The sequence below is a fragment of the Candidatus Eisenbacteria bacterium genome, assembly GCA_030017955.1.
Lineage (GTDB): Bacteria > Eisenbacteria > RBG-16-71-46 > JASEGR01 > JASEGR01 > JASEGR01.
On sequence record JASEGR010000057.1, the window covers coordinates 1 to 18,640 of the forward strand.

Sequence of the window (18,640 nt, forward strand, 5' to 3'; positions counted from 1 at the left end):
CCCACAGGGGAGAGGGTAGGGTGAGGGGGAGAGGCTGGTGAGGGGGCAAAGAAGGCCCACTGATCAAACAGGAATCCTCTCCCCTCAGGGGAGAGGCTGGTGGAGATGCCTTGAGCCTCTCCCCTCTGGGGAGAGGTCGGTGAGGGGGTATTCGAACTATGCGTGCTCTTGAAAGATTGATAGTAGCTCTCGATTATTCCAACTCCGAGGAGGCGCTTTCCCTCGTTGACAAACTTGGTGATCTCGTTGGGTTTTACAAAGTAGGGGGTGAGCTATTCGCTTCGGGCGGAAAGAGAATTGTCAGATCGCTCAAAGAAAGGGGAAAAAGAGTATTCCTTGATCTGAAACTCTTTGACATACCGACCACAGTCGAAAGGACTTGCATCGTCCTTGCAGACTTCGGGGTGGACATCGTAGATGTCCACTGCCTGGGCGGAAAAGAAATGATGAAGGCCGCCGTTCGCGGCGCAGCTACTCAAGGAGAAGTTCACCAGCAAACGTGGAGAAGTGACTGGGCGATATCCGGTTTCGAGCAGAGTGATTCCGATCAGTCATCCCCCGGTCCAAGGATAAAGGTAATCGGCGTCACCATGCTTACAAGTTTCGATGAAGCGACATCCCGGAATATCTTTGGCGAAAAGAAAACAGGAGAGTTGTCAGTTCTCCTGGCCCGTGAAGGAAAAGAAGCAGGGCTTCACGGCGTAGTGTGCGGTGCTTCCTACGTTCGCACGATAAAAGACGCCTGCGGCGACAACTTCCTCACCGTTGTCCCGGGTGTCAGACCCAAAGGGGAAACGGAAGATTCCCGGCGTCCGGAAAGAGCGGATCACGTTCGGACTTCGACTCCGGCCGAAACGCTCAAGATGGGCGCCGACTTCATAGTGATGGGAAGGCCGATCACTGCCTCCCGCGATCCCAGAGGGACTGTCCTTGAAATTCGGCAAAGTCTAACCCAGCCGTGACCAACCTTCTCTTGATTCCTCTGTCCCGGCTGGACGGAATCCCCTCGATCTGATTCCTAGTCACGCGCAAACAAGTGACCCCCTCGCAGATTTCCTGAGTTCTCCGATTCACGGGTTACCGGCGCCTGTCATCGCGGTCCGTACGTGAGCTGTCTCGAATTCGTGCCGTCAATGTCCACAACCCAGACTGTCCCGTTGTCGTTGATGGTTCCTGCCTGTGAACCGATAAAGGCCAGCTTTTTGCCATCAGGGGACCACGAAGGCTGAGACCCTGTTATGATCCTACCTGGGTTGCTTCCATCTGAATTCACTATCCATACGGCAACATCCCCTTCATAACCTGAGTAGAAAGCAATCTTCATCGCGTCAGGCGAGAATTTGGGGCCATAATCTGTTGCCTTGCTGCTTGTGAGACGCAAAACACTCCCTCCCGAGCTATCCATCACAAAGATGTCTGAAGAAGAATCGCCCGGGTATCGAATATGTACTATTCTGTTTCCCTCCGGAGACCAATCAGGCATCCGGCCACGGTCGGGACCGATTCGCGTTTTTTTCTGACCCATCCGTTTTCATCTTCGAAATATGATAGTATCCCGTGGAGCTCTCTCCTACATTCGAGTCGTAGACGATCCATTCGCCATCGGGACTCCAGGTGGGGGAGAAATTGCGTCCTTCAAGAGTGAGTTGCTCTATCTGAGTTGCATCCAAGCTGTCCCCTACGACAGGTACCTTGTATATCTGAGCTTTCTCCCCAAACACGATCCATTTCCCGTCAGGACTCCATTCCGCTGGGCCAATACCTAGACCGCGAAGTATTGGACGGGGATTCGTCCCATTTGCATCAATGGTCCATAGTCCAGAGGAGTCAGAGTTTACGGCGTACGAGCCATCGTTTCGGATGTATGTGATTCCCGCATGGCAGTAAAGGATCTTCGAGCCATCAGGAGACCAGACAGGATAGTTATCAATCTCAGGCCAAACCGGATCAATTGTAGGAGGCTGGTAAGGATGACGATTCCTGCTACAGGAAATTGATGAACAAATAAGAAGTGCTATGACTGCTAAGCAACAAACCCTCATTTTAGTAACACGAGGCGCTTGACGTCTACGAACGCGTCTGCCCTGAGTTTTAGTATATAGACTCCACTTGAGAGGCGATCCGCATTCCAGCTGACATGATGATATCCAGCATTCATTGGACCATCGACCAGCCTTGCCACCTCTTTTCCAAGCACATCATATACAACAAGTGAGACATTGCTTTGCTTAGGCAGCTCAAACCTGATCTCTGTGCGAGGATTAAAAGGATTGGGATAGTTCTGTCCCAGTCGATATGTCTTTGGAATGGAAAGTGATGCTTCTTCCTTTATCCCAATAACATAGGGGTAAACATAGAACGAAGCAGTTGCATCCTCACCGGTTATGCTGTCATGCACATCAACCCGTTCAATAATGGTGCTTCCGTCCATGGTCCAGGATTGAGTCTCACTTGTTCCCTGAGCAGTCCAGCTCAGGCCGTGGTCAACTGATACATACCACTGATAACTGTAATCGCCAGACCCTCCGGCAGCACCGGCTCTCCATGTGCCGGTCTGGCCATAGCTGAGGCGATCGGGTCCGAGAATGGACACATACAGATGAGCCGGAATGCCGAGGACGGTGCACGCAAAAGTGACATTCTCGGGTCTTGCCGGATACCAACCATAGTATGCTCCGCTCGGAAGCATGGCAATTTCGTAGACCCATGTTCGAACAATAGCGCCTGTCAAGGTCAGGGTTCCAGGAACGACCTCGCAATACCCCATGGCGAAGTTGTCGTTATAGAGAGTCCAGTCATATCCTGTGGTCGCGAGTCCCCTGCCCCAGGCCCCGACAATGTTTGAGAATTCAGTTGGAAAAGTAACAGACCTTCTGACCTCGTAACGTTTACCAACATAATATCCGTCGGGCGCGCCAGGAAGACTATAGAAATTCCCCTTGAAGTTCTCGGTCGTCTGATAAACTGAACCACCGGTTTCCTCCCATCTACCCATCGCGTACGGTCCTCGCAAGTAGTCCAAGGCCTTCCGAGCATTGACACGACCTGCTCCGTATTCAGAATCCCAGCCCGGTGGATCTATGTCGTCAGCAGAGAGCCTTATGACTTGCTCAATGTCGTCGTTGTAAAGACTCGGGCTGTAGGTTTGGTCAAAACCTTTCAGAAGCATGGCAATACCAGAGACAATTGGAGCTGCCATTGACGTACCCGAGAAGGAAACAGCTATGGTTTTTCGCTGAAGCAATACTTCGAAGATCTGATTTGATGTTGACAGAAACGAGCGTCGCTGTCAAGAGAAAAGTGAAACGTGATTTGTGGGATTGTCGAGACAGGTGGTGTTAGTGCCGAGCTCAGTTGAGGCTAGACACTCAGGGACTCGGACACCGCCAGGAAAGTGACGAGCGGGATGAGATCGCCTGAATGCATCCTCGGGAACAGAAACAGATTCGTGTATCGGTGAGGCATGGACGTTTCTATCCTGGAGAAAACTATCCATTTCCAAATTGGCTGTACAGATTCATACAGAGAATTGACTTCGAAGAGCGGTTCTGTTAGCTTGTGCCGAAGCGCTACAGGCGATGTAATGAAGTCCTGCCGGGTTGGCGCTCTCCCCGGTCAGGAGGTCAATTCGAACGCTTGTGCCTGGACGGCTTTCATTCCGAGCGTTCGCCTAGCCATATAGAAAGGAATGGTGAGAATGCGCGTACTGATTACCGGAATTACCGGATTTGCCGGCAGTCATCTGGTTGACTACATTCTGGCAAACGTTCCCGGAGTTCAGGTTTTCGGAATCTACCGGTGGAGAAGCAGGATGGAGAATGTGGAACATCTGGGTGACAAAGTGAAGATGTATGAGTGCGACATCAGGGACAGCTCATCGGTTAGATTTGTCATAGAGGAGGTCAAGCCGGATAGAATCTTCCATCTGGCAGCCCAGAGTTTTGTTCCGACTTCATGGCTTGCGCCCGGAGAATCTCTCAGCACAAACATAATCGGTCAACTGAACATACTTGAGGCAGTAAGAAAGACCGGAATGAAACCCAGGATCCAGATAGCCGGCTCGAGTGAAGAGTACGGACTTGTCCATCCCAATGAGCTTCCCATAAGGGAGACGAATACACTCCGGCCCTTGAGTCCCTATGCAGTCAGCAAAGTGGCGCAGGACCTCATGGGCTTTCAGTACTTCATGAGCTACAAGATGGACATAGTGAGGACGAGAGGCTTCAACCACACTGGACCGAGAAGGCCTCCTGTTTTCGTCTGCTCTGATATCGCAAAGCAGATTTCCGACATCGAGAAGAATCGCAAGGCGCCCGAGATTTCCCTCGGCAACCTTGATGCAAAGCGCGATTTCACCGACGTGAGGGACATTGTCGCGGGATACTGGTTTTCTCTTGAGAAGGGAGAGCCAGGCGAAGTCTACAACATTTGCTCCGGGAGGAGCTTTTCAATTGGAGAAATTGTCGAGTTGTTTCGCTCCATAGCAGAAGTCAAGATCAGCATCAAACACGATGAAACGAGGATGAGACCATCGGATGTCCCGATCCTCGTGGGCGACTACGGCAAGTTTCAGAAGCTGACCGGGTGGAAGCCGGTTATTCCCTTTGAACAAACGCTCAGAGATCTCCTCGATTTCTGGAGGAAGAGGTAACGCGTTTGCGCATCCTTATCACGGGTATCCTCGGATTCGTTGCCGGATATGTGATCAGCGAGCTCAAGGACAAGGGACATGAGATTGTCGGCATTGACATCCTGGATGCTGCGGGGAAAGAGAAAGCACGCAGGCTGCCCCGAGATGTCACTGTTCTGAACTGTGATCTCTCGGAGCTCGGTCAAATCAGTCCGCTTCTGGATGAGACCTTTCCCGACCTGCTGATTCACCTTGCTGCCCAAAGTTCTGCAGGAAAATCTTTTGACGACCCCCATGGGACATTCATTTCGAACGCGGTCGGGAGCCTGAATCTGCTTGAGAGCATGAGAAAAAAGGAATACCATGGAAAGGCCGTTTTTGTCGGGACCTCCGAGATGTACCGGGGAGGAAAAGAACGGGTTCCGGTCAATGAGGACGCCCCTTTTCTTCCTGTCAGCCCGTATGCTGCAAGCAAAGCCGCACAGGACATGATGGCTGAACAGTACAGCCAGTGTTATGCCCTCAAGATTGTTAGAACCCGGTCGTTCAGCCACACCGGTCCAGGGCAGACAACGGTGTTCGCAATCCCTGCCTTTGCCCAGCAGCTTGCTCTTATCGGGGCTGGGAAGAAAGAGCCGGTTCTCGAAGTCGGCAATCTGGATGTGGTCCGCGACTATACGGATGTGCGTGATGTTGCAAGGGCCTATGTTCTTTTGCTTGAGAAGGGAAGGCCGGGGGAGGCATACAATGTGTCCTCCGGCAAGGGCCGCTCGGTGAGAGATATCCTCATGAAGATGATTGAGATTTCAGGGTTAAAGGTTGAGCTGAAAACCATTCCGTCCAAGATCAGAAGGTCAGACATTGAGTATCTTGTCGGAGACAATTCGAAGATATCCAGGGAGACCGGCTGGAGACCTGACTTCGGAATAGATGAAACGCTCTCTTCCGTGCTCGAATACTGGCGGGAGCAAGTCAGGGAGGGCACCACACCAGGCGGCAAGCAGAGTCTCGTGAGGGGGTAAAGGCATGTACAAGATCTGTGTCGTTGGAACAGGGTACGTTGGGCTTGTAACCGGTGCATGCCTGGCTGACTTTGGGAATCAGGTCACCTGTGTTGACTCCGATTCGTCAAAAATCGCCAAGCTAAGAAAGCTCACGGTTCCATTCTTTGAGTACGGGCTTGAAGAGATTGTAAAGAGAAACGTCCGCGAAGGGCGACTCTCTTTTTCGGAATCACTGAAGGATTCGGTCAGGGAGTCGCTCGTGATTTTCATCGCAGTCGGAACGCCCACAGATTCAAAAGGGGAGACTGACCTGGGAAGCGTGAAGGCGGCCGCTGCCGAAATAGGCAAAAGCATGAACGGATATAGACTGATAGTGGAGAAAAGCACGGTTCCCGTTGGAACATCGAGGATGGTGGAAGAAATCGTCAGAAAGAGTATGCGCGGACGCTACTCCTTTGATGTCGCGTCCAACCCGGAGTTCCTGAGGGAAGGATCGGCAGTCGAGAACTTCCTGCGCCCGGATAGAGTCGTGATCGGCACAAGGTCCAAAAAGGCGGAGAAAATCCTGTCTGAAATATACAGACCGCTCTATCTCATTGAAACACCGATGGTGAAGACCAATGTGGAGACTGCTGAATTGATAAAGTACGCCTCAAATGCATTCCTGGCCACAAAGGTTTCTTTCATAAACGAAGTTGCAGTGGTTTGTGAGAAAGTGAATGCAGACGTGCAGGTCGTCGCAAAGGGGATGGGGCTCGACCGGAGAATCGGACCGAAGTTCCTGCATGCCGGCCCCGGGTACGGCGGCTCTTGCTTCCCGAAAGATACAAAGGCATTCATCGAATTCAGCTCTGTGCTTGGCCTTGATCTGAAGATAGTGAAGGCGACGATTGAGGCGAACAACAGACAGAAAAAACTGATGGTTGAAAAGATAAGCCGCGCTATTTCGGGTACAAGAGGGAAGACTATTTGTGTCCTGGGTCTGTCCTTCAAGCCTGAGACGGACGACGTCAGGGAGGCCCCATCAATCTACATCATCAAGGAACTCAAGAAGAGAGGGGCGAAGATAAAAGCATTTGACCCGGTCGCAATGCCGTCTGCTTCACAAGTGCTCTCCGGAGTCGAGTTCTGTGCAAATTCCTACGATGCTGCAAAAGGAAGCCATTGCGTTGTCATTGTGACCGAGTGGAACGAGTTTAGACGGCTGGATTTTGCCAAGCTCAAGAGAATCATGAAGACACCAGTTCTTGTTGATCTCAGAAATGTCTATGACCCTGAGGTTCCAGCTGCTGCAGGGTTCAAGTACTTCGGCGTTGGGAGATGAATCGCCGGTTCAAGGAGGTTCAATGATTGACGGAGTCAAGACAAAAAAGCTCAAGCTTATTCCTGATGAGAGAGGGTATCTCATGGAAATGCTGAGGAGCGATGACGAAATCTTCAGAGGTTTTGGACAGGTGTATCTCACGGTCGCTTACGACGGTGTCGTAAAAGGGTGGCACTATCACAAGAAGCAGACCGACTATTTTGTCGTCGTGCGGGGCATGATGAAGGTTGTTCTTTATGACCAGAGGGAGAATTCACCGACACGGGGAGAGGTTAACGAGTTCGTCATGGGAGAATTGAACCCCATGCTTCTTGTGATTCCCCCGGAAATCGTTCACGGCATGAAAGCGGTTGGGGGCCAGGCCGGGTATCTGATAAACTGCCCGGACCAGGTGTACAATCATGAATCTCCCGACGAGTACAGGATTGATCCTCACGAAGGCGGGATTCCGTACGATTGGGCAAGGAAAGACGGCTGAGGTGCCGCGGCAGGCCTGGAGATGTCCTTGAACCGACTTTCCGAAAATTTCTGGACTCCCTTCTTGGACGAGGGAGCGACCCCGAAGGGGACGAATTTGCGCTGTTTGAGACCGAAGGTCGAGTTCGCAAATTCGAGTGAGGGAGTCCAAGAAGGATCGACATTTTCGGCAGGAGGGAAAGGACATCTCGAAGAGCAGCCGAGCCGGGCTGCTACAGGACATCCAACGTGGTTTATTAGCAAGTGGAGGCGGGCTAGAAGTGCCAGTTAGCATTTCACTCAACGAAAGCAAGCTTCTTGTCACGGGCGGGGCAGGTTTCATTGGCTCCAACTTCGTCCGGCATCTTCTCGGCAAGTACAAAGGTGTTACGATTGTCGTGCTGGACAAGCTCACGTATGCCGGAAACCTTGCGAACCTGGCCTCAGTTGAGAATGACAAAAGGTATTCGTTCGTAAAAGGTGATATATGCGACATGGCAGTCGTCGAGCGCACCATGGCAGGCTGCAACGTCGTTCTCAACTTCGCTGCCGAGACACACGTTGACAGGGCAATTGGCGACCCGGGCAGTTTTGTAACGACCGATGTCTATGGAAGCTACGTTCTCCTCGAGACGGCGAAACGGCTGGGCATAGAGAAATTCGTTCAGATTTCAACGGATGAAGTATACGGCGAGATACTCGGTGATCCCGTGAAAGAGGACGCGCAGCTTTTGCCGAGGAACCCGTACTCGGCCAGCAAAGCCGGCGCAGATAGACTCGCGTATTCTTACTATGCAACCTATGGATTGCCGGTGATAATAACCCGGTGCTCAAACAACTACGGCCCGAACCAGTACCCGGAGAAGATGATTCCCCTCTTCGTGACAAATGCGATGGAGGACAAACCCCTCCCAGTCTACGGAGACGGAAAGAATACCCGGGACTGGATTTTTGTGGAAGATCACTGCACGGCACTTGAACTTCTCGTTGAGCGGGATAGTGTGAACGGAGAAGTATTCAACATCGGCGCTGGAGCGGAGCTAAGTGTTCTGCAAATGGCGTCGAAAATCCTTTCGATCCTTAACAAACCTAACTCTCTAATCCGCTTCGTTAAGGACAGGCTGGGTCACGATAGACGGTATGCCCTCAATTTCGACAAGATAAGAAATGCCACTGGCTGGTCTCCATCACTTGGATTTGACGAAGGATTGTCGCGGACAGTGAGGTGGTATCTTGAAAACAGGGATTGGTGGGAAAGGATCAAATCTGGTGAGTTCAGGAAATACTATGAGGCAATGTACAAGTTTTCATAATCTCCGCAGCCGGGACAGGCGGTCGGCGCTGGACAGGGCGCTCATCCTATGGGCTCTGATTCTCACGGGTGTTCTCGCCCTCCTTCCCCCGTCATGCATCGCACAGGGACAGGCTGGCTCGGGACAAGAAGAGGGGAAAATCGGACGGACTGGCGGACTTGAGTCCATAAGGCTACAGACCTCCCTCCAGGCCAGCGAGAAGACCATCTCTATACCGGCCAGAGAAGCCGCGGAAGAAAAGGTTCTCCTCGAGGGAGTCATAGGTCCGGGTGCTTATGTGCTTGGACCTGGAGATGCCCTCTTGCTCACAGCTTGGGGGAAGACTAATTTCACCTTCACCCTTGAGATTGACCCCGAAGGCAAGGCAGTCGTCCCTAATGTCGGTGAAATGGTCCTTGCCGGCAAGTCGCTCCACGATGCGAAAAAGGAAATAATCAAGGCTGTCAGCCGATACCTGAAAGATGTGTCTTTGAGTGTGAGTCTTGCCCGGCTGAGAGTTTTCAAAGTCTATCTTCTGGGAGAAGTGCCAAGGCCCGGCATGTACAGAGCATCCGGTACGGCCAGGGTGTCGGAGGTCATCCAGGATGCCGGCGGGCTGACGAAAATCGGTTCAAGGAGAAACATAGAACTGAGGACTAATGCCGGATACGCGCAAGGGGTCGATCTTGATGCATTCACTTTCATGGGCAGTCTCGAGAAAAATCCGCAGGTTTCAGGCGGTGATGTGATTTTTGTGCCTCCGAGGCAGCACACGTTCATGGTGGTCGGAAGCGTTCACAGGCCTGGTGAATACGAGCTCTGTCCGGGAGATAACCTCGAAGATGCAATAGCACTTGCCGGCGGAACACTGGAGGGTGCATTCCTTTCCAGGGTCGAACTCACGCGGTTCACGTCCGAAACAAATGTTGATTCCATTTTTGTCAGTCTAACGGATTCTGAAGCTGATAGCGCAGGTGCAGCGATTCAAATTCAACCTGGCGACAGGATCTTCGTCAGATCAATTCCGGAATGGCATAAGATGAAGAACGCCTTTATCGAAGGCGAGGTCAATTATCCTGGGATGTATTCCATAGAAGAAGGAAAGGATACGGTCAAGGACCTCCTGAGACGTGCCGGCGGGCTCACCCCTGAGGCGGACTTTGAGAATGCCTATTTGAGCAGGGAGTCGTTTGAAAGCCCGGACCCCGAGCTTGAACGGCTTCTCAATAGGACAACAGGAGAACTTCCGGATCTGGAATATCAATATCTCAGGACCAGGCTGAGAGGGAAGCAGACAGTCCTGTCGAGAAGCCTCAAATCTATCCTGGAAGACAAGAGCTACCCAAAAGGATTCTTTCTCAGAGTGAACGACAGAATAGTCGTCCCACGGAAGGAATTGATGGTGCGGGTGGTGGGTGAGGTTAAAGCCCCGGGACTGGTGCCTTATAAGGAGCGGAAGGATGCCGGCTATTACGTGGACCTGGCCGGCGGGTTTACTGACAGGGCAAGAGCGAAAAAGGTCAAGGTGTTTGAGGCGGGTTCCGGACAGCCTTTTTCGGCAGGTGATGTTCGTTGGATGAGGCCTGGAGACACCGTCTGGGTTCCGGAGAAAGCTGAGATTGACGTCTGGGCAAGAACGAGGGACACGATAAACCTTCTCGCACAGATTGCCACTATTTATCTCGTGGTTAATCAGGCGACAAAATGAAACTGGGTCGATAGGGGAGTCCAAGAGTGGCAGAACCGAGAATTGAAGTCAGGGAGATTTTTTCCGTCTTTGGCAAGAGATGGAAACTCATTGTGCTCAACACGGTCCTCATTTCGGCAATTACCGCCGTCGTGAGCTTCTTCCTTCCCAAGTGGTACACAGGCATATCCACTCTTCTCCCGCCAAGGGAAACAAGTTCGGGATTCGGGCTTTCGGCTCTGACAAAGGGGCTGTCCTTGCCGGGAATAACATTTCCGGGGACAACGACACCGTCAGATGTGCTGCTGGCGATCCTGAGAAGCAAGACTGTTGGAGAGCAGATGGTCGGCAGGTTCAATCTTATGAAAGTCTACAAGGCGAAGGACATGGACGGAACGCTCTACGGCCTCAGGAAACACAGCAAGTTCTCCATAACGGACGAGGGAATAATCAGGATCTCTGTTGAAGCAAGAAGCCCTCAGCTTGCGAGTGACATGGCAAACAGCTATGTGGAGTTTCTCGATAAATTCAATCGCGAGAACACAATGAGCGAAGGGAAGCGCTCGCGCCTCTTCATTGAGAAAAGGCTCGCGGAGACGACTGAAGTACTCAAGAAGGCAGAAGAAGCTCTCAAGAGCTACCAGGAGCTGCACAAGGCCGCCCCAATTTCAAGTGAGCTTGCAGGTTCGATCGAGGCATCTGCGGAGCTGATGTCCAGGAAAATCGGACTAGAGGTGAAACTCGGTGTCTTGAGAAGCTACCTTTCTGAAAAGAGTGATCAGGTTATGCAGGTGAAAGCCGAGCTCGCTCAGCTGGAGAAACAGCTCTTGAAGCTCCCGGAGCTTGGCCTCGAGTTTGCAAGACTCATAAGAGACGTCAAGGTCCAGGAAAGCGTTTACGCTCTTCTTGTGAGCCAATATGAGGAAGCAAAGATTCAAGAAAGCAAGGATACTCAGACAGTCGAGGTGCTTGACAAGGCAAGCCCGCCAATAAGAAGAAGCAGTCCAAAGAGAAAAATAATGGTCCTGGTTGCCGGGGCGCTCAGTTTTGCGGGAAGCCTTGCACTTGCCTTTGGGCTTGAGTATCTGGGCAGAGCGCCCCTTGAATGAGTTCCCGTCTTGGCTCAGCCCTCGCCATAACTTTCTTCTCCCTGGCTAGTTTCTACCTTCCATTCCTGCCGTCAAGAACGTGGAGAATATGATTCGATCCGCTTTCCTGGTTACCATCGGCAGCGTTGCCTCTCTCATCGCCGGCATGACCTCGCAAATAGTCGTAGCTTGGTACTTTGGGACCAGCTACGCGATGGATGCGTTCCTGGCAGCATTCGTGATACCGGCCTACATTCAGGCGCTGTTCCTGACCGGTCTGCCGTTCGTGCTGTTGCCAGCTTTTATCCGCGAAAGGGAAGGCGGACGCGATGAGGACGCATGGGCGCTCATAGGGACATTCGTTCGGATTCTTGGTCCCGGCATGACCGTGTTGGCGATCGCAGGCTCAATCGCGGCCCCTATCATCATCAGGATATCTGCTCCCGGCCTGAGCTCAAGTTCAGCAGAAATGGCTGCACGGATGCTGGCTGTGCTGATGTTCAACGTTCCGCTCGTTACGCTGAGCAGCATATCGACAGGTGTTCAGAATGCCAGAGGGAGATTCCTCTGGCCCGCTGCTGCGCCGGCCTTGGGCAGCCTGGCTAATATAGCGGTGGTCGTCGCAGGTTACCGGACAATTGGGGCGACAGCACTGGCCTATGGTGCACTGGCTTCCTCTCTGGTACAAGCTGGGGTGACTTTTGGGCCAGTGTTGAAGCACGGTTGGCAATATGTGATCCCGCTGAGCGACCAGAGGGTGCGTCGTGCAGTACGCCTGCTTTCTCCCATTGTTCTCTTTGGGCTTCTTGGGCGCGCAAGCCCGGTTCTTGAGCGATATTTTGCATCGAGGTTGGCAGAAGGGTCTATTTCATATTTGGGCTATGCTGGCAGGATTTCCGTTCTTGTCCAGGTGCTTCTCGGGACGGGGATTGTCACAGCGATCTTCCCTGACATGGTCCGCGGATCGGTTGCAAGCGGCAAAGCCGGAGTCTTGGAACAATATCAGAAAGCTCTCCGTTTCACGTTGGTCATAACACTGCCGGCAGTGGCTTTGCTTTCTGTACTTGCTCTACCAGCGGTGCAGCTGGTATTTCAGCGAGGACAATTCACCTTTCAGTCCGCCGCTTCTACGGCGGCAGTCCTTCCCCTGGTGCTGGGAACCGTGCTCTGCAATATCTTCGGAGATGTCATAGGGCGCGCACTGTATGCTCAGGGCAAGACTTTCGGCTTCAATCTTGCCGGAGCGATAGCCATTGTGTTCTATCCAGTGCTTGCAGGCATTGCAGTTCCCGGTATGGGTTACCGCGGCCTTGCCCTGGCCAACCTGGGTGTGAACGTGCTTGGAGTTGTGATGGGGTTATTCCTGCTGCGGCGGGAGCTCGGTCACATACGCGCAGGATTCGTGCCTCAATATGCTTTGTGCTCGCTGATGGCAGCGCTGGTTTCCTGGTGCATCTTGCAGATAGATATAATTCGGGCATCTCCTGTACTTGCCCTGGCTCTCGGTGGAAGTGGGGGGCTGATCACCTACGTGCTATGCCTCGCAAAAGCGGATAAGGATATGATCAAAACTGCACTAAACCGGGTTGGCGGGACCGGCAGACTCCTCGCTGTTATCAGTGCTCGGCCAAAGAGGCGATGAGCCTGATGAACAGGAGAAGAAATCTACTACTGAAATACCTGCTACGGACTCATCCACGGGATGACTGGGCGGAAAAAGCCGGAGTCCTCCGGGTGCTGAATGAAGAAGTCCGGGATGATGATTTTTCATTGTCGCAGTGGGAGATCGGATTAACATATTACCGTGATCGATTCGAGGCCTTCAAGGCTCCCGGCGGGCTGCTCCTTGATCTTGGATGTGGCACCGGGAATTGGTCAATAGCTGGAAGCACGTGGTTTGACAGGGTCATTGGTATTGACGTGAGAAACGACAGGCTGAAAGCTGCTTGCCGGCTGAGAGATCTCCTGAATGTCAGGAATGTCGCATTCGGAAGGGGAGATCTGACTGCACTGCCTTTCCCGAGCGGCGAGGCGAACTGCGTATTGGCGTACAATGTCCTGCCATACGTACGGGATTGGGATAAGGCAATATCGGAAATTGAACGTGTCTTGCGGCCAGGAGGAATGTTGTGGTGCTCGTGGCAGGACGTGGGTATCCTGCTCTTCTATTTCGCCGAATGTCTCATTCTCGGGCGCCCGGATTCGCTCATGGCTGCAGTTGCAGCACGCCGCCCTCGATGGTTCCGCCGGCGTTCGGGAGAAAGAGCGGCCAGAGTTTACCTCAGTGCCAAAGAGGTCCGTGAGGGACTTCTGGCTCACGGGTTTGACCCGGTCTGGAAAAGTAACAGTCCGGCGTGGCCATCGCCTGCCAGACCGCTTTTCCCCCAGCGGATGCTGGGACTGCCATTCTTTCATGAGGTTCTGGCACTGAAGAGAAGTGGCAGGAAGAATGAAAAATGATTGAAGATGATGTTTTCCAAGGAAGGCCGGTCTCGTGAAGCTGTTCGTGATTACAATTGATACCGAGGCAGATTGCAGCGCTGACTGGACGGGACGGGCACCTGAGTCGTATGCGAATCTGCTTGAGATGCAGCGTACACTGGTTCCTGTGCTGCGGAAAGCGGGAGCAGCAGCAACGCTGCTTTTGAGCCCGGATGTCATCGAACGGGATGAGCCGAGTCATATCTGCGACGTGCTTGAGCAGAACCATGGCTGGGAGTTGGGTGCGCACTTACACGGTGAGTTCGTGGAGCCATCCAGACGTTATGCCGGGCCGGCAGGGGTCAAGTTAAGTGAATTTCAATGTCAGTACCCGCCGCAGCTGGAATTTGCCAAGATGCAGACCCTTAAGCAAGTTTTCCAGAAGCGATTTGGCCGCGCGCCATGTTCTTTTCGCGCTGGAAGGTTTGGTGCCGGACCTGAGACGTTTAAGATATGCCACAAACTCGGGTACAAGGTTGACACCAGTGTCGTCCCGGGTACCTTGTTCAGAGAAGGTGAAGCGACAGCAGATTTCAGGGAGTTTGACAGCGTCCCGCGAGTTGTCGCGGCGAATGGCGGCAGGTTGATTGAGATCCCGATAACAGTCAGACGCGGTAGGATCAACCTTGACCGGGGCTCAGTTAATCAGGTGGGCGGCTTGCCACGGGTCCAGTCATTGCTGGGGCGGTGCACTCCTTCTCGCGTCAAACCCTTCTTGCTCAAGGTAACAGCTCCCGTTCACAAATCCGTGTGGCTACGGCCATCTTACAGTTCTGCTCGCCAGATGGCAGGTCTGTTGAAGTGGATTGTTCAACGTGAAAGTAGCCATCCGGCAGTCGCAAACATGATGTTTCACTCCAACGAACTCTTGCCCGGGGCGTCCCCCTACAACGCATCAAATGGAGATGTAGCGGCTTTCCTGTCCCGTTTGTCCGCAACTATCAATGTTGCCAAACGACTCGATTTTGAATTCGTCACACTCACTCAGGCTGCCAGAGCCGTTGATAGCGAAATCTGATGGCTTTCCGAAATGACAGGTTGCGCGTGCTCCAGGTAACTCCCACGCTGGGACCAGGCGGCGCAGAACACGTAGCTGCTTTTCTTGCTACGGCTTTCATGGTGCCGCGCTCGGTCGCGTTGTGCTCGGCACATGGCGGGACCTATGCCCAGTCCTTGCATGCGAGGCATGTTACGTTTCGCGTGTTTGAACCGGCGTGGAGGCAGGTGAGGAGAAACAATGTTGTCCTTCGGAAGTGGAGAGGATGGCGGGCGCAGCACTTGCAGATGCCGGCTCTCTCTAGCCAGAGTGTCTTCCTGGCTCCTCAAAAAGGCTTCCCGCAGAGTATCCCCGGTTTCCCTGAGTGGTTTGCCGCGATTCTGGACAGGAGTACTTACCAGGTAGTACACCTACATCAGCTTTCGTGCTTGGGGTTAGGCGAAATCGCAAAGGCAAAAGTGGAGACGGTTATCTACGGGCAGCACAACATCTTGTCTGAGCGTCATGGACAAGAAGACATTGTTTTCCTGAAGCAGCAACTCCAGAAAGTTGACAGGGTGGTATGCGCCAGCAAGACTTGCTTGGATGACTTTGTTCGTGTTATCGGCTACCCCTGTCACAATACCGTTGTGATCCCGAACCCTTCCTTTCTTGCAAGCGGTCTGAAGCGAAATATAAAGGAGATTCGCACCGTGGGTACGGTTTCGAATCTCAATTTGGTCAAAGGCATAGATATCCTTCTTGAGGCGTGGAAACTTATCATGAAAAGATGGAATCTTGGGAGCCTGCACATAGCCGGCGGAAGTCACGGGGATATTGCGTACTGGCGCTCTGTCGCCGAGAAAATGAATTTGGGTTCCACAGTGCACTTTCTTGGTGCGCCGACAAGTGAGGCCGGGATGCACCGGTTCTACGACACTATTGACGCTGTCGTGGTGCCGTCTCGGACGGAATCGTTTCCCCTGCTGGCTGTGGAGGCACTTTCGAGGGGCATTCCTGTTATTGCCTCAGATATTCCTGCCTTGAGAGAAACTGTTGGAGATGCGGGGCTTTTCTTTCCGACTGAGGATCCGGTCGAGTTGTCCAATTGCGTGGAGCGGCTTGTCAAAGATCCTGCCCTGGTTGCCCGCCTCTCGCATGCCGGACATGAACGCTGGCGTGAGAAGTATTCCCCCGGCATGATCAAGTCTAGTTATGAACACGTCTACCGGGGTGCATCGCAAAGATAATTGGAGAGGAAATGCTCTCTCCTTGAGGCATCCAGGAAGCTTCGTTTGATTCTTGAAAGGACTGCCGACTGTTGAGTAATGCTTCCAACCGTTCTGCTGGTTTCATCGGAGGTCGCAATGGAATCCTCATGGCAATCCCGCTTTTCTATCCGCATGTTGGCGGCGCAGAGCTTCAGGCGGAGAGACTTGCACAGCGCCTAAGAGGCCGCGGTTTCCGGGTCTCATTCCTGACGACAAGGCTTCCCGGCACTCGAAGGACCGAAACACAAGATGGATTTCGGATAGACAGAATCTGGCCTGATAGAGGGTATCTAAACGCGTGCATCCACATTCTGGACGGCTTCTTCGCAATGCTCAGAATGAGAAAATCTGTTGATGTGATTCACCTTCACGGAGCATCGCTGATGCTCATTCCTGCGTGCTTCATGAAGTGGATCGCGGGGAAAAAAGTTCTGGTGAAGATCGCTACCGGGAACATCGGAGGCGAGATCGAAGCAGCAAGGACTCTGAGACTCGGTTCGGTCAGGCTTTGGTTCCTGAGAAGGGCAAGTGCGGCGGTTGCCATAAGCCGGGAGATAGAAGATGAGCTGATTTCTGCCGGAGTGAAGGATGAGAAGATTCTCAGGATACCAAACGGTGTTGACACTGAATATTTCAGACCGGCAGAGGAAGATGAGAAGAAGGACGCCAGGAGATCTTTGGGAATTAAAGATGGTATGAAAGTAGTCCTTTTTGCCGGACGGCTTACCCGTCAGAAGGGAGTCGATGTTCTTCTCAGGGCCTGGCCGGGGGTTTCGTCAGAGAAGAAAGATGTGGTCTTGATGATAGCCGGTGATGGGGAAGAGAGAAACAATCTTGAGGCACTTGCACGCGAACTTCAAGTATCGGCGAGATTTCTGGGAGTGGTGGGGGATATGAGAAGATGCTACTGGGCTTCAGACCTGTTCGTCTTTCCTTCGAGATATGAGGGACTTCCAAATGCCGTTCTGGAAGCGATGGCCTGCGGACTTCCAATCGTTGCCACACGGACTGGCGGTATCCTGGAAGCCCTGGAGCATTCACAGGTTTCGCGTCTTGTTAACACTGAGGATGTTGCAGAGCTCCGGGCCGCATTGAAGTCCCTGCTTGCTGCCGAAAACTCAAGCCCAAAACCCTCTGAAAGGAGTATTGTTGAAGAAAGATTCAATCTGGACAGGGTGGCGTCGGACTATGTTCAGGTTTACAAGAATCTGCAGAATTCTCAACTGCGAGATGCGAACGCTGGCATCAGAAGTACTCACTTAGTATGATCCGGTCTGGTTGTGAATGTATTTACGAGGATAGGTCGTGGGGATGACCGAGGAGGCGATCGGGGCCCGGCTTACGACCTGTTGCGCTGGCAAGTGCCAGAAGATCTCTGCATAGAGCTCAAACAGAGCTGAAAGGAGAAAAGTCGGGTCGATTTGTCAAGTGAAATCTGAAAAACTGAATCGGAGATGGTTTATGACAGATAGACAGTCAACTGAATCCAAGAAGGGTGAAATTGAATTCAGACGAAAACTTGTCCAACAACAAGTTGATGGGAAATGTATCTTCCCGGATGAATTTGGCAGAATTGACATGGAGAGAATACTCGCAGACAGGATGAAAAAGACGGTTGACCAGATGACATTGCTAAGAAAGTGCGGGATTACTTTGTCTCCCTATGTTGAGATCGGTGCAGAGAGATGCCAGCGATCATTGGTTATGGAACATGATCTGAATGCCGCCGGTGCAGCCGTGGATATTTCTTACGATATGCTTAGGAGCTGTGATTACTACAGCGGAATCTTCGCGAGATCCAGACTTCCGTTGAGGGTATGCGGCGACGCAAACAGCTTGCCGTTTATGTCTGATTCTGTGCCTTTCGTGTTCTGCTACGAGACTCTTCATCATTTCCCTGATCCTGCACCAATCATAAAAGAGGTTTACAGAATACTCTCACCAGGTGGATGTTTCTTCTTTGACGAGGAGCCTTACAGGAGGACTCTTCACCTCAACCTGTATAAACGGAAGAAGGCATATTCAAGCGAATCTCTGAATAGAGGCAAGATTAGAAGGATCTTCGACCGCTTTTTCTCTCAGGTGAACTGTAACGAAGTGAATCATGGTGTTTGTGAGAACGATAGTATATCAATTGCTGTTTGGAGGCGGGCGTTGTCGTGTTTTGAGGAGAAGAATGTGAGACTGCAGTCCACGAAACACATTCACTCCGACCTGTTTAGCCCCCAAAACCAAGCACAGTTCCTCTTGGCTTTTCTGTTCGGTGGGCAAATCTCTGGAACTTGCTTCAAGTCTGGTGTCAACGTGGAATGCCGTTCGGTTCAAGATGTAATCGTTTGTCCGGCATGTATTGAAAGCGGGCGCGAATTGAGACTTGCTAGTGTAGTGCGTCATTAATATCTTGACATATAGACGTGCCTGCTGTATGCTG

The 18,640-nt window shown here is 52.3% G+C and carries 16 protein-coding genes; 14 read left to right on the plus strand and 2 right to left on the minus strand.

Annotated elements, in window-relative coordinates; all coding sequences use genetic code 11:
• Positions 1 to 158 precede the first annotated feature (158 nt).
• A complete protein-coding gene (gene pyrF / locus QME66_09630) occupies positions 159 to 962 on the plus strand; it encodes an orotidine-5'-phosphate decarboxylase (GenBank protein MDI6809226.1) in 804 nt (267 codons plus the stop codon).
• 128 nt (positions 963 to 1,090) lie between these two features.
• Here pyrF and QME66_09635 read toward each other — a convergent pair whose 3' ends face one another.
• Positions 1,091 to 1,525, minus strand: coding sequence for a hypothetical protein (locus QME66_09635; protein MDI6809227.1), 435 nt, complete (start codon positions 1,523 to 1,525; stop codon positions 1,091 to 1,093).
• Between the two features lie 513 nt (positions 1,526 to 2,038).
• A complete protein-coding gene (locus tag QME66_09640; GenBank protein ID MDI6809228.1) occupies positions 2,039 to 3,244 on the minus strand; it encodes a T9SS type A sorting domain-containing protein in 1,206 nt (401 codons plus the stop codon).
• Positions 3,245 to 3,697: 453 nt separating this feature from the next.
• Here QME66_09640 and QME66_09645 point away from each other — a divergent pair, with 453 nt between their 5' ends.
• The 13 genes from QME66_09645 to QME66_09705 all read left to right on the plus strand — a co-directional run bounded on the left by QME66_09645 (position 3,698) and on the right by QME66_09705 (position 18,606).
• A complete protein-coding gene (locus QME66_09645) occupies positions 3,698 to 4,651 on the plus strand; it encodes a GDP-mannose 4,6-dehydratase (GenBank protein ID MDI6809229.1) in 954 nt (317 codons plus the stop codon).
• 5 nt (positions 4,652 to 4,656) lie between these two features.
• The gene (locus QME66_09650) at positions 4,657 to 5,652 is read left to right on the plus strand and encodes a GDP-mannose 4,6-dehydratase (GenBank protein MDI6809230.1); all 996 of its coding nucleotides are present in this window, start codon (positions 4,657 to 4,659) and stop codon (positions 5,650 to 5,652) included.
• 4 nt (positions 5,653 to 5,656) lie between these two features.
• Positions 5,657 to 6,958 (plus strand): UDP-glucose/GDP-mannose dehydrogenase family protein, encoded by a 1,302-nt coding sequence (locus QME66_09655; GenBank protein ID MDI6809231.1) that lies wholly within the window; start codon positions 5,657 to 5,659, stop codon positions 6,956 to 6,958.
• Positions 6,959 to 6,980: 22 nt separating this feature from the next.
• Complete coding sequence (locus QME66_09660; protein MDI6809232.1) at positions 6,981 to 7,436, plus strand: dTDP-4-dehydrorhamnose 3,5-epimerase family protein; 456 nt, start codon at positions 6,981 to 6,983, stop codon at positions 7,434 to 7,436.
• A gap of 259 nt (positions 7,437 to 7,695) precedes the next feature.
• Positions 7,696 to 8,727: a dTDP-glucose 4,6-dehydratase gene (rfbB, locus tag QME66_09665; protein ID MDI6809233.1), complete on the plus strand. Its 1,032-nt coding sequence runs from the start codon at positions 7,696 to 7,698 to the stop codon at positions 8,725 to 8,727.
• Positions 8,702 to 10,414, plus strand: a complete 1,713-nt coding sequence (locus QME66_09670; protein ID MDI6809234.1) for an SLBB domain-containing protein — start codon at positions 8,702 to 8,704, stop codon at positions 10,412 to 10,414. The genes rfbB and QME66_09670 overlap by 26 nt, the downstream gene beginning before the upstream one ends.
• 26 nt (positions 10,415 to 10,440) lie before the next feature.
• Positions 10,441 to 11,502 carry a GNVR domain-containing protein gene (locus tag QME66_09675; GenBank protein MDI6809235.1) on the plus strand — a complete coding sequence of 354 codons (1,062 nt, stop codon included), beginning with the start codon at positions 10,441 to 10,443 and terminating at the stop codon, positions 11,500 to 11,502.
• An 88-nt stretch (positions 11,503 to 11,590) separates the two neighbouring features.
• Positions 11,591 to 13,123, plus strand: a complete 1,533-nt coding sequence (locus QME66_09680; GenBank protein MDI6809236.1) for a lipid II flippase MurJ — start codon at positions 11,591 to 11,593, stop codon at positions 13,121 to 13,123.
• A gap of 5 nt (positions 13,124 to 13,128) precedes the next feature.
• On the plus strand, positions 13,129 to 13,941 hold the full coding sequence (locus QME66_09685; protein ID MDI6809237.1) for a class I SAM-dependent methyltransferase: 813 nt from the start codon (positions 13,129 to 13,131) through the stop codon (positions 13,939 to 13,941).
• A 34-nt stretch (positions 13,942 to 13,975) separates the two neighbouring features.
• Positions 13,976 to 14,980, plus strand: a complete 1,005-nt coding sequence (locus tag QME66_09690; GenBank protein ID MDI6809238.1) for a hypothetical protein — start codon at positions 13,976 to 13,978, stop codon at positions 14,978 to 14,980.
• Positions 14,980 to 16,188 carry a glycosyltransferase family 4 protein gene (locus QME66_09695; GenBank protein ID MDI6809239.1) on the plus strand — a complete coding sequence of 403 codons (1,209 nt, stop codon included), beginning with the start codon at positions 14,980 to 14,982 and terminating at the stop codon, positions 16,186 to 16,188. The genes QME66_09690 and QME66_09695 overlap by 1 nt, the downstream gene beginning before the upstream one ends.
• A gap of 71 nt (positions 16,189 to 16,259) precedes the next feature.
• The gene (locus QME66_09700) at positions 16,260 to 17,477 is read left to right on the plus strand and encodes a glycosyltransferase family 4 protein (protein MDI6809240.1); all 1,218 of its coding nucleotides are present in this window, start codon (positions 16,260 to 16,262) and stop codon (positions 17,475 to 17,477) included.
• Between the two features lie 193 nt (positions 17,478 to 17,670).
• The gene (locus QME66_09705) at positions 17,671 to 18,606 is read left to right on the plus strand and encodes a class I SAM-dependent methyltransferase (GenBank protein MDI6809241.1); all 936 of its coding nucleotides are present in this window, start codon (positions 17,671 to 17,673) and stop codon (positions 18,604 to 18,606) included.
• Positions 18,607 to 18,640: the final 34 nt, after the last annotated feature.